We start from the raw sequence: 10,163 nt of genomic DNA on the forward strand, positions 1-10,163 counted from the left end.
CCGGCCGCGGCTGTTGCCGCGGACGGCGTGGGCGGTGTGGGCGTCCAGGTCGGCCCGTCCGGGCGCCTCGGCGGGGCCGTCCGGGCGGTGGTCCGCGTGTCGCGCCCCGGTGGCCCGGCGGGCGTAGCGTGGATCCAGAGTGCCCGTCGGGTGCTGAGTCCTCGAACCCCGTGGTGGAGGCCGTCATGAGACTGCAGGACGAACTTCCCGTCGACCACCGCCTGGCGCGGGTCTACCGCTACGGCGCCGGTCTCGGTGGACTGCTGCTGCTGATCTGGGGCTGCTTCGGGCTGGCCGGCCAGCCCGGCTACCTGGACACCACCGGCACCAACGTGGCCGGGATGTCGAGCAACGGCGCGCTGGGCGTGCTCTCGATCATCTTCGGTGCCGTGCTGATGATCGGCGCGGTGATCGGCGGCAACATCGCCTCCTGGATCAACATGATCGTCGGCGCGATCTTCTTCGTGGCCGGTTTCGTCGGCCTGGTGGCGCTCGACAGCAGCTGGAACTACCTGGCCTTCCGGATGGCCAACGTGCTCTTCAGCTTCGCCTTCGGCCTGGTGATCGCCACCTTCGGGATGTACGGCAGGGTCAGCGGCCGGCTGCCGCACGACAACCCGTACTGGAAGCAGCGGCACGGCGGCACCCCCGACGAGAGCGAGGAACTGCAGGGCCGTTGGCACGTGCCGGGCTTCAAGACCGCGCTGCGCCCCACCCTGCACCACTGAGCCGCCCGCACCGCCACAGAGCGTTCGCAATCGGTAAGGAGCAACGGGCCGGAGCCCCTCGTAAGGTGCCCACAGGAGAGCGACGCCTCCGCCGGGCACCGAACGAAGGGCTCCGCCATGACCACCGACCCCGCGCACCCCGACGCCGCCGCCGAGATCGGCGTGATCGGGGGCTCCGGCCTCTACGCCCTGCTCGACGACGTCACCGAGGTGATGGTCGGCACCCCCTACGGTCCGCCCAGCGACTCGCTCTTCCTGGGCGAGATCGCCGGGCGCAAGGTCGCCTTCCTGCCCCGGCACGGGCGCGCGCACCGGATCCCGCCGCACCGCATCGACTACCGGGCCAACCTGTGGGCGCTGCACGCCCTGGGCGTGCGCCAGGTGCTCGCGCCGTGCGCGGTGGGCGGCCTGCGGGCGGAGTACGGGCCGGGCACGCTGCTGGTGCCCGACCAGTTCGTGGACCGCACCTCGGGCCGGGTGCAGACCTACTACGACGGCGTGCCGCTGCCGGGCGGCGCCGTGCCCGAGGTGGTGCACGTCTCGGCCGCCGACCCCTACTGCCCGGTCGGGCGGGCCGCCGCGCTGGCCGCCGCCCGCGCGCAGGACTGGGAGCCGGTGGACGGCGGCACGCTGGTGGTGATCGAGGGTCCACGCTTCTCCACCCGGGCCGAGTCGCGCTGGTACGGCGCCAACGGGTGGTCGGTGGTGGGCATGACGGGCCACCCGGAGGCGGTGCTGGCCCGCGAGTTGGGCCTCTGCTACACCTCGCTGGCGCTGGTCACCGACCTCGACGCGGGGGTCGAGACCGGCCAGGGGGTGACCCACACCGAGGTGTTGGAGGTCTTCGCCCGCAACGTCGACCGGCTGCGCGGGGTGCTCTTCCAGGCCGTCGAGGCGCTGCCGGCCCGACGGGACTGCGTCTGCTCGCACGCCCTGGACGGCCTGAGCACCGGCCTGCCCGGCGTGCCCGACCTGCCCGACCTGTCCGAGCTGCCGGGCCTCTGAGCGGGCCGGACGGCGCGCCCCATTCGCCGCGGCCGCCACCCCGGCGGCCGCGGCGGAGCTCAGCGCTTGCCCGCCGGCCTGCGGCGGCGGCGCCGGAGCACCGTGGCCAGCAGGGTGACCACGGCGATGGCGGCGAGGGTGAGCAGCCAGTTGCGCAGGTAGGGCAGGGCGAGCACGGTGGGGTTGCCGTGGCCCTGGCCCTGCCGCAGGACGGCGGGCAGCGCCACGGCGGTGACCGCGGCCGCCACGACGAGGCCGCCGCGCACGGTCCACGGCAGGCGGGGCAGCGCGACGGCGAGCAGGCAGAGCAGCGGGACCCAGAGGCCGTCGTGCACGATGACCGCGCCCACGGCCCAGGTCAGCACGTCGAACGGGTGCTGGACGTAGGGGTCGTGCAGCAGCCCGTACAGGCCGAAGCCGATGACACCGGCCCCGGCGAGCGCGAGCGCGCCGCGCAGGGCGAGCAGGGTGCGCGACATCAGAGCACCTCCAGCCGGCTGACCCACTTGGTCTGCAGGACGCCTGGGCGATTGGGCGCGATCACCCGGGCGGGATAGCCGTGTTCGGGGTGCAGGACCTCGCCGTTGACCCGCAGCGCCAGCAGGGTGAGCGGGTCACGGGCGTAGGAGGCCTCCATCTCGGTGACCCGGTAGGGCCCGTCGACCTCCAGCGAGGTGATCCGCAGCCGGGCGGTGTCGGGCGCGCCGGCGCGGGCGACCAGGTCGGCGATCCGCACGCCCCGCCAGCGGGCCGAGGCGCTCCAGCCCTCCACGCAGGCGATGGGCAGTTCGGCCTCGTGCTGGTCCATGGCGAGCAACTCGTCCAGGGAGAGCCGGTAGGGGCGCGGGCCCTGGACGGTGAGCCGCCAGTCGGCGGGCACCGTCGAGGTGCCGGCCGCCTCCGCGGTGCGGTTGACCGGCAGACCCTGCGGGCCGAGATCCGGGCGGCGCGGGGCGAACAGGTCCAGGCGGCGCAGCCACGGCACGCTCTGCCCGGCGGTGGTCACCGTCACCAGGACCACCGAGGCGGCGATCGCGGCCAGGAAGCCGCGCCGCTCGGCGAGGCCTTCGCCCGCCGGCGCCGGCCGGACCCGGCGCCAGTGCCCGGCGATCTCCGGGCCCTTGGCGGCGACGTGCAGCAGCAGTCCGCCGAGCGCGATCCAGGCCAGCCAGAAGTGCGTCTGACGGAACGGGAAGGGCCACACGTACCACTGCAGGGTGTTCAGCAGCCCGGTGAAGAGCTCCAGCAGCATCGACGCGACCAGCAGGAAGATCCCCAGCCGCTCCAGTGCGTGCAGCACGCTGCGGATCGGCGGCCACTCGAACAGCTTGGGGTAGACGGTCCACAGCTTGGCGCCCAGCAGCGGGATCGCGGCGATCCCGCTGATCACGTGCAGCCCCTGGGTGACCCGGTAGCCGTCCGCCGGCCGGCTGGGCAGGTGGTCGCGCAGCCAGGTCGGCGGGTCCTGCAACAGGTGGCTGTACAGCCCGGTCGCGAAGCAGACCAGCAGCGCCGCGCCGAGCCAGCGGCCGATCACCACGGCGGTGCGCGGCTCGTGCAGCCGGGAGCGGAACGAGGGGAGAGGGGGTCGGGGCAGATCCATACGGCTATGCAACCGCCGGATCGCCGTCCGTGGTGCGTGCGACGTGCTTACGGAAGTCCTACGCTAGGAGCCGGCCACCGACGCGCCCCCGGTACCCGGCGCGGTTCGGCCCTGCGGCTGACGACGTGCCCCGCCGTCAGCACACCGGCGGGGCATCGCCCTGTCACCCGACCGGGTCCCCGTCCCCGGGCGACGGCCAGCTGAACCGGTCGGACCGGGACGTCGAGGTCCTCCGCTGACCACCTGGCGCATTCGGTGCGTGCGTGGCGGCTACTGCCCGTTTCGCACCTTCGCGGCGTCCGCGTCGGCGGTCGCCATGTCGGTCTTCATCTGCGCGATGTCCGCCTGGACCTTTTGCCGGGCCTGCGTGTCGTCGGGGCCGCCCACGCCGAGGCCGTCGTTCGCGAGGGCGAACAGGTCGGACTGGACGACGGTGTTGTCATCCCGCCAGTCGCCGATCGACGACGGCTCGTCACTCGCGTCGAACTCCGCGTCGGCTTGCCTGAAGGCGTCGGTGCCGGGCTGGATGTCCTGGGAGGCCTTCTGCTGCCAGGCGTGGAAGGCGTCGAACGAGCCGGCCTGACCGCGGGCCAGGATGACCTCGACGCCGCGGTTGAACTCCTGCTGGTAGTAGGCGTCGTTCGAGGTGAGGATCGACGCGGCTCTCGCCCGGTTGACGACCGGGGCAAGGTGCGTCGGCGGCAGGCTGAGCGGAGGTAGCGGCGCGGTCGCGGCGGGGCTGGGGACCTTGGCGGCCGTCTGCGGTGCCGGGGTGGCCTTGGCAGCCGGAGCGCCGGTCTTCTTCGAGCCGGCGTTCGCCGCGATCCCGATGACGACGACCAGGGCAAGGATCCCGGCACAGCCGAGGCAGCCGGCCTTGCCGCGCTTCGGCTTCTGTGGCGCCTTGGGTGATGGCTGGGCGGAGATGCCCCAGGTGATGGGCGGCTGGTCATCGGACACGGCGCTGCTCCTGTTGCTGGCATGGTCGGCAGGAGCAGCGTGGCAGTGATCACCTTACGGAGTGCGGGAGTTGCCGACCTGTGATGCTACCCGCCGGTCACCCGAGGTCGGGGGAGTCGGGGGAGGTTTGCGGCGTGATGACCTGCTGACGGGATTCGGACGACGACGGCGGACCCCGGCCGGCGGCCTGGCTCGCGCCCCGGGGATCCGTCAGACTGTCCCGATCGTCGACGGGGGAGCTGGGGATGGGTAACGGGCGGGGTGGCGGGCGGCCTCCGGTGAGGGCGGGCCGTCGGGTGGTGGTGGCCAAGGGGCGCGGCCAGGGGAAGGCGCCCGCGATGTCCTCCCGGCGGGTGACGTGCCTCAGTGTGGTGACCGCGGTCGGCACGCCGTGTGCCCTGATCGGCCTGGCGGTGCTCGCGAGCAATCCGGACTACCGCGTGCTGGGCATGGTCACGGGGGTCGTGGTGCTCATCGCGGGCCTCGGGGTGGTGGCCGCGCTACGGCCCACCTGGTGGCTGATCGGTCCGGCCCTCGCGCTGGAGATCGGGTTGCTGGTGGCCTCCGGGCCGGCGATCCGCACCGAGGTGCTGGTCCTGCGCGGGGTGCGCACCCCGGTCGTGGTGACCGCCGCCCACAGCTCCAAGGACAGGACCGGGCGCGTCAGTTGGACGTGCGACCTGCGCCGCGTGGACGGCCGGCCGCTGCCGCACGCCAGGCTGGAGGGGTATGCGGGCTGCTACGGCCCCTCGGACATCGGCCGGACCCAGGACCTCCTGGTGGACCCGGCCGGCTGGGTGCCTCCGCGGGAACCGCAGGTGGACCGCGCGGGTCTCGAGGTGGGGATCGCCCTGATCGGCGCGGCAGCGGTGCTCTTCGCGGGCGTGGCCGTCGCCGCCGGTCGACTCCACCTGCGCGCCGCCCGCCGCCCTCGGTGACCGGCCGGGCGACCGGTCGCCCGGATGGCCGGGGTCTGCTTACGGAAGTCCTACGGCGCCCCGCCGCAGCGCCCGGTGGGCCGGTCGCGGTGGGAGGGTGACGAGGTGTCCGCACCTCCCCGCGCTCCCCGCCCCCACCACCGCCCGCCCGCCGGGCCGCCCGCCGGGCCGCCGCCCGCCCCCGGTGGCAGCCGGCCGGGTGGCGCCGTCGGCGTCGCGCTCACCGTCGCCCTGACCGCCGCCCTGCTCGCCGCGATCACCGCCGAGCTGGCGCTGACCCTCACCGGCGGCGGCACGCTCGGCCACCGCGGCCCGCTCGCCCTCTGGTACCCGGTGGACCTGGCGCTCTTCGCGGCCCCGCTGCTCGCGCTGCGCCTGGTGCCGGCGCGGCTGGTGGCGCCGCTGGTCCTGGCCGGCGCCGTGGCGGTGGCCGCCGCCGGGCTGCTGGTGGCCCCGCGCACCAGTGACGACGCCTACCGCTACCTGTGGGACGGCCAGGTCCAGGCGGCCGGCCACTCGCCCTACGCCTACCCGCCCGACGCTGAGGAGCTGGCCGAGCTGCTGGCCGGGGCGCAGGCGCTCTTCCCGCCGGCCGGCGACTGCACCGGCTGGGACCTGCGGCGCGCCGAGCCGGGCTTCTGCAGCCACGTCAACCGGCCCGCGGTGCCCACCATCTACCCGCCGGTCGCCGAGTTCTGGTTCCTCGGCCTGCACCTGGTCGGGCACGGCCACGGGGTGCGCGCCGCGCAGGCCGGCGGCGCGCTGCTCGCGGTGGCCACCGCCGGCCTGCTGCCCCTCGTCCTGCTCGTCGAGCGCCGGCGCCGCGCGGCGCTCTGGGCCTGGTTCCCGGGTACCGCCGTCTGGGCGGTCAACGACGCCCACGTGGACGCCCTCGGCGCCCTGCTCACGGTGGCCGGTCTCGCGCTGACCGTCCGCGGGCGCCGCTCGGCGGGCGGGGCCGCGCTGGGCGCCGCCGCTGCCGTCAAGCTGGTGCCCGTGCTGGTGCTGCCCGGGGCCCTGTCCGGGGTGCTGGCCCGCGGCCGCCGCCCGGGCCGGCGCGAGCTGCGGACGGCGCTGGTGGCGGGCGGGGTCTTCCTGCTCAGCTACCTGCCCTACCTGCTGCTCTCCGGCCGCAAGGTGCTCGGGTTCCTGCCCGGCTACCTGCGCGAGGAGGGCTACGACCAGGGGCCGCTGCAGCGCTTCGGCCTGCTGCGCACCGTGCTGCCGGACCGGCTGGCGGCCGGCGGCGCGGCGCTGGCCGTGCTGCTGGCGGTGCTGGTCGTGCTGCGCCGCGGCGACCGGGTGCGGCCCTGGCGCGGCGCGCTGCTGGTGACCGGCACCGCGCTGCTGGCGCTGACCCCCGCCTACCCCTGGTACGGGCTGCTGCTGGTGGCCCTGGTCGCCCTGGACGGGCGCTGGGAGTGGCTGGCGGTGCCCGCGGCGGGCCAGTTGGCGTACCTGTACGGCGTCGAGGCCCAGCTGCCCGCCTACGGGGCGGCGCTGGGCCTCGTGCTGGCCGGGGCGTTGCTGCGGTGGTGGACGGTGAGCGGCTCGGTCAGGCCGGGGCGTCCTCCAGCCGGAAGCCGACCTTGACCGTCACCTGGTAGTGCTGGATCGCACCGTCCGCGACATGGCCGCGCACCTGGCCCACTTCGAACCAGTCGATGTTGCGCAGCGTCTGCGCGGCGCGGTTCAGCGCGTTGCGGATCGCGGCGTCGGTCCCCTCGTGCGAGGTCCCGACGATCTCGGTGACCCGGTACGTGTGCTCGGTCATGGCGGCCTCCGTGGTCTGGGGCAGGGGCGTGCACCGGTGCGGGTGCACCTCTTGCCTCCACCGTGACGCATGGCGCACCGCCCCGCGCGCCGGGCGATCTCAGCGCGTGACGACCCCGGGGTGGGCGATGCCGGGCACCGTCGAGTGCGTGCAAGCGGTAGACGGCATGGCGATTGGTATCCTCATGCGGCCCACCGTGGGCCAGGCCCAGGCCTTGGGCGAAATGCTGCGGGACCATTGCTCGCTGTACAACGGGGCATTACAGGAACGTCGTGACGCGTATCGGCACGTGTCGAAGACGTCCGTGCAGTACGGCATGCAGTCGGCGCAGCTCAAGGACATTCGGGCGTTCGATCCGGAGTGCCAGGGGCGCTGGTCCTTCTCCTCGCAGCAGGCGACGCTTCGCCGCCTGGACAGGGCGTTCGCCGCTTTCTTCCGACGGGTGAGGGCCGGGGAGACGCCGGGTTATCCGCGCTTTCGCGGGGCGAACCGGTTCGACGCGGTGGAGTTCCCCAGGGATGGCGACGGATGCCGGTGGGACTCCACTCCGCACGACCCGGTCACCCGCGTCCGTTTCCAAGGTGTCGGCCACGTCAGAGTCAACCAGCACCGCGCCGTGACCGGCAAGATCAAGACCCTCTGTGTCAAGCGTGAGGGCAGGCGCTGGTACGTGGTACTGACCGTGGAAAAGGGCGAGGCACAACCGCTGCTCGCGACCGGGTCCGTGGTCGGGATCGATCTGGGCCTGGTGAACTTCCTCGCCGACTCGAACGGCGGCTTCGTTCCCAACCCGCGCCCCGGCCGCAGTGCTGCCGCGAAGCTCGAAGCCGCGCAACGGGCCCTGGCGCGCTGCAAGCCGGGCGGCAACCGCCGCCGCAAGGCCGCGGGCAAGGTCGCGGATCTGCACCGCAAGGTGCGCCGCCAACGGCGCGACCACGCCCACAAGACCGCCCTGGCCCTGGTCCGTGCGCACGACGTCATCACGCACGAGGATCTCAGGATCCGCAACATGATGAAGGTCCCCGCGCCGAAGCCCGACCCGGAGCAGCCAGGCGCGTTCCTCCCCAACGGGGCCGTGGCGAAGGCCGGACTCAACCGCTCGATTGCCGATGCCGGATGGGGGGTGTTCCTCGCGATCCTCACCAGCAAGGCTGAAAGCGCCGGTCGGGAAGTGATCGCGGTGGACCCCCGCAACACCTCCCGGACCTGCCCTGCCTGTGGCCATGTCTCGGCGCAGAACCGGCCCACGCAGGACACCTTCCACTGCGTCACCTGTGACCACCGCGCGCACGCCGACACGGTGGGAGCCATCAACGTTCTACGGGCCGGGCTGGTCCGTCGCGAAGCCAACCCGGCGTAGCGAGAAGCCCCCGGATTCATCCAGGGGAGGAGTCACGATGAAGTACTTGCTCACCCGACACCCGACCCGCACCCGCCCGCCCGAGCCACCCGAGGGACCCAGATTCGGGCGCGCTGGAACTGGCGAAGGTGACGGGCGGCACAGCTGTCGGTGACGTGGGTGCAGCTTTAGGAAGTTTTCCTAACAAATGTCGGCGGGCGCCTCCCGGCGGGCCAGCGCGAGGAAGCGGCGGCCCGCCACCGTCCAGCGGTCCACCTCGCGCAGGCCGGCCCGTTCGGCCCGGTGGACCGCGGCCGTCGCGCCGAGCCGGGCCCAGGAGAACGGGGGGCCGCTGCGGCCGCTTCCGTCCTCGACCCGGACGGTCACCCGCTCGTCCACCGCGCCGGGTTCCACCTCCACGAGCAGTACGCCGTCCGGGGCGAGCAGGTCGGCGCAGCGGGCCAGCAGCGCCTGCGGATCGCCGCCGATGCCCAGGTTGCCGTCGGCGAGCAGCGCGGTGCCCCAGCGGCCCTCGCCGGGCAGCCGCTCGAAGACCGAGCGGCACAGCGCCGCCCCGCCCAGGCCCCGGGTGCGGGCCACCGCGGCGCCGGTGACGTCCACGCCCAGCGCGGGCAGGCCCTGCGCCAGCAGCTCGGTGACCAGCCGGCCCGGCCCGCAGCCGATGTCCAGCACCGGGCGGCCCGCCGCGTCGCAGCGCAGCAGCAGACTGCGGTCGGCGGCGTCGGGTGGCGCGCACCAGCGCTCCACGTCCAGCAGGTGGCGGCCGCCGTCCGCGCGGCGCAGCCAGAGCGGGCCGCGCCCGGTGCGCATCGCCTCGGCGAACGGGTCGTCACTCCAGGGGCGCGGGCCGGGGCGTGCGGTGGCATCGGGTCGTGCGGTGACGTCGGACGTCGGGTGGGTCGACGTCTGGAGCAGGGTCACCGCGCCACCCCGGAGGCGCCGGAGATCCCGGAGCCCTCGGAGAATCCGGAGCCCTCGGAGGCCGCGGCGAGCTCGCGCCAGCAGGCCGCGAAGTCGCCGTCCGGGGCGAGCGCGGCGACCAGCGCGGCGTCCGCCGCGGTGTCCACGTCGGTCAGCTCCGGCAGCCGGCGCACCGTCAGGCCCTCGGCCGCCAGCCGCTCCAGCAGCGCCGCACCGGTCCGCCCGGTGGACATCGGCACCCCGCGCAGCAGCCGCCCGGCGAGCTGGGCGCAGGGCCGGGCCAGTCCGAGCGCCCAGAACCCGCCGTCGGCGGCCGGTCCGAACCAGGCGTCGGCGCCGGCCCGGGCGCCCGGAGCCAGCGGGGCGGCCAGTGTCCCGGCCCGCAGCTGCGGGGTGTCCATGCCGACCAGCAGCGCGGGGGCGCCGGCCGGGGCGTGCGCGAAGGCCGCCGCCAACCGCTCGTCGAGCGGGCCCGGCACCTGCGGCACCACCTGCCAGCCCGGCGGCAGCCAGCTCCCGGGCTCGCCGTCCAGCACCAGCAGCCGGCGCCCGGCCGGCACGGTGTCCAGCGTGCGCAGGGTGTCCGCCAGGGCCGCCTCCGCCAGCGCGGCGGCCTGCTCGGGACGGTACGGAGGGGTCAGCCGGGTCTTCACCCGGCCGGGGACCGGCGACTTGGCGATCACCAGCAGGGTCGGCGGCGGCGCGGCCAGCACCGCGCGCATGTCCTGGACGGCCTGGCGGGTGCCGCGGATCGTGCCGGTCACCTTGGACCGGCCGGCCCGCGGGCGGTAGTCCACCGCCACCTCGGCGATCCGCACCCCGGCCGCGTACTCCGGGTTCGGGTCGCCGTAGGGGTTGGTGATCGGCGCGCCGG

11 protein-coding genes are annotated in these 10,163 nt (G+C 74.8%); 5 read left to right on the forward strand and 6 right to left on the reverse strand.

Going from position 1 to position 10,163, the window contains the following annotated elements:
- Positions 1 to 185: 185 nt before the first annotated feature.
- Both ABD323_RS35825 and ABD323_RS35830 read left to right on the forward strand, forming a co-directional pair.
- A complete protein-coding gene (locus tag ABD323_RS35825; RefSeq protein ID WP_344446273.1) occupies positions 186 to 728 on the forward strand; it encodes a DUF4383 domain-containing protein in 543 nt (180 codons plus the stop codon).
- A 117-nt stretch (positions 729 to 845) separates the two neighbouring features.
- Positions 846 to 1,733, forward strand: a complete 888-nt coding sequence (locus tag ABD323_RS35830; RefSeq protein WP_344446274.1) for an S-methyl-5'-thioadenosine phosphorylase — start codon at positions 846 to 848, stop codon at positions 1,731 to 1,733.
- A 59-nt stretch (positions 1,734 to 1,792) separates the two neighbouring features.
- On the opposite strand, the gene ABD323_RS35835 is transcribed toward ABD323_RS35830, so the two are convergent.
- From ABD323_RS35835 to ABD323_RS35845, 3 genes are all read right to left on the reverse strand, one after another.
- Entirely contained in the window at positions 1,793 to 2,212 is a 420-nt protein-coding gene (locus ABD323_RS35835; protein ID WP_344446275.1) for a hypothetical protein, read from the reverse strand.
- Positions 2,212 to 3,336 carry a molybdopterin-dependent oxidoreductase gene (locus tag ABD323_RS35840; RefSeq protein ID WP_344446276.1) on the reverse strand — a complete coding sequence of 375 codons (1,125 nt, stop codon included), beginning with the start codon at positions 3,334 to 3,336 and terminating at the stop codon, positions 2,212 to 2,214. Before ABD323_RS35840 ends, ABD323_RS35835 begins: the two co-directional genes overlap by 1 nt.
- A gap of 270 nt (positions 3,337 to 3,606) precedes the next feature.
- Entirely contained in the window at positions 3,607 to 4,296 is a 690-nt protein-coding gene (locus tag ABD323_RS35845) for a hypothetical protein (protein WP_344446277.1), read from the reverse strand.
- Positions 4,297 to 4,649: 353 nt separating this feature from the next.
- Here ABD323_RS35845 and ABD323_RS35850 point away from each other — a divergent pair, with 353 nt between their 5' ends.
- Positions 4,650 to 5,234, forward strand: a complete 585-nt coding sequence (locus ABD323_RS35850) for a hypothetical protein (protein ID WP_344446278.1) — start codon at positions 4,650 to 4,652, stop codon at positions 5,232 to 5,234.
- A 105-nt stretch (positions 5,235 to 5,339) separates the two neighbouring features.
- On the forward strand, positions 5,340 to 6,827 hold the full coding sequence (locus tag ABD323_RS35855; protein WP_344446279.1) for a glycosyltransferase 87 family protein: 1,488 nt from the start codon (positions 5,340 to 5,342) through the stop codon (positions 6,825 to 6,827).
- Here ABD323_RS35855 and ABD323_RS35860 read toward each other — a convergent pair.
- On the reverse strand, positions 6,790 to 7,008 hold the full coding sequence (locus ABD323_RS35860; protein WP_344446280.1) for a dodecin: 219 nt from the start codon (positions 7,006 to 7,008) through the stop codon (positions 6,790 to 6,792). The genes ABD323_RS35855 and ABD323_RS35860 overlap by 38 nt on opposite strands.
- A 127-nt stretch (positions 7,009 to 7,135) precedes the next feature.
- Between ABD323_RS35860 and ABD323_RS35865 the strand changes: the two genes are divergently transcribed.
- A complete protein-coding gene (locus ABD323_RS35865; RefSeq protein WP_344446281.1) occupies positions 7,136 to 8,368 on the forward strand; it encodes an RNA-guided endonuclease InsQ/TnpB family protein in 1,233 nt (410 codons plus the stop codon).
- A gap of 180 nt (positions 8,369 to 8,548) precedes the next feature.
- Here the strand turns inward: ABD323_RS35865 and ABD323_RS35870 are convergent, their stop codons facing one another.
- Together ABD323_RS35870 and ABD323_RS35875 are read right to left on the reverse strand one after the other, a co-directional pair.
- The gene (locus ABD323_RS35870) at positions 8,549 to 9,289 is read right to left on the reverse strand and encodes a class I SAM-dependent DNA methyltransferase (RefSeq protein ID WP_425556277.1); all 741 of its coding nucleotides are present in this window, start codon (positions 9,287 to 9,289) and stop codon (positions 8,549 to 8,551) included.
- Positions 9,286 to 10,011 (reverse strand): TIGR04282 family arsenosugar biosynthesis glycosyltransferase, encoded by a 726-nt coding sequence (locus ABD323_RS35875; RefSeq protein ID WP_344446283.1) that lies wholly within the window; start codon positions 10,009 to 10,011, stop codon positions 9,286 to 9,288. Before ABD323_RS35875 ends, ABD323_RS35870 begins: the two co-directional genes overlap by 4 nt.
- Between the last annotated feature and the right edge of the window lie 152 nt (positions 10,012 to 10,163).

Origin of the sequence: Kitasatospora nipponensis, assembly GCF_039528135.1 — a bacterium.
GTDB lineage: Bacteria > Actinomycetota > Actinomycetes > Streptomycetales > Streptomycetaceae > Kitasatospora > Kitasatospora nipponensis.

What these genes read in the sequence shown, in the direction of transcription:
- ABD323_RS35835 (WP_344446275.1), bottom strand. Translation starts at nt 2,212, where the DNA reads ATGTCGCGCACCCTGCTCGCCCTGCGCGGCGCGCTCGCGCTCGCCGGG.
- ABD323_RS35860 (WP_344446280.1), bottom strand. Translation starts at nt 7,008, where the DNA reads ATGACCGAGCACACGTACCGGGTCACCGAGATCGTCGGGACCTCGCAC.
- ABD323_RS35830 (WP_344446274.1), top strand. Translation starts at nt 846, where the DNA reads ATGACCACCGACCCCGCGCACCCCGACGCCGCCGCCGAGATCGGCGTG.
- ABD323_RS35875 (WP_344446283.1), bottom strand. Translation starts at nt 10,011, where the DNA reads ATGCGCGCGGTGCTGGCCGCGCCGCCGCCGACCCTGCTGGTGATCGCC.
- ABD323_RS35865 (WP_344446281.1), top strand. Translation starts at nt 7,136, where the DNA reads ATGCCGGGCACCGTCGAGTGCGTGCAAGCGGTAGACGGCATGGCGATT.
- ABD323_RS35840 (WP_344446276.1), bottom strand. Translation starts at nt 3,336, where the DNA reads ATGGATCTGCCCCGACCCCCTCTCCCCTCGTTCCGCTCCCGGCTGCAC.
- ABD323_RS35825 (WP_344446273.1), top strand. Translation starts at nt 186, where the DNA reads ATGAGACTGCAGGACGAACTTCCCGTCGACCACCGCCTGGCGCGGGTC.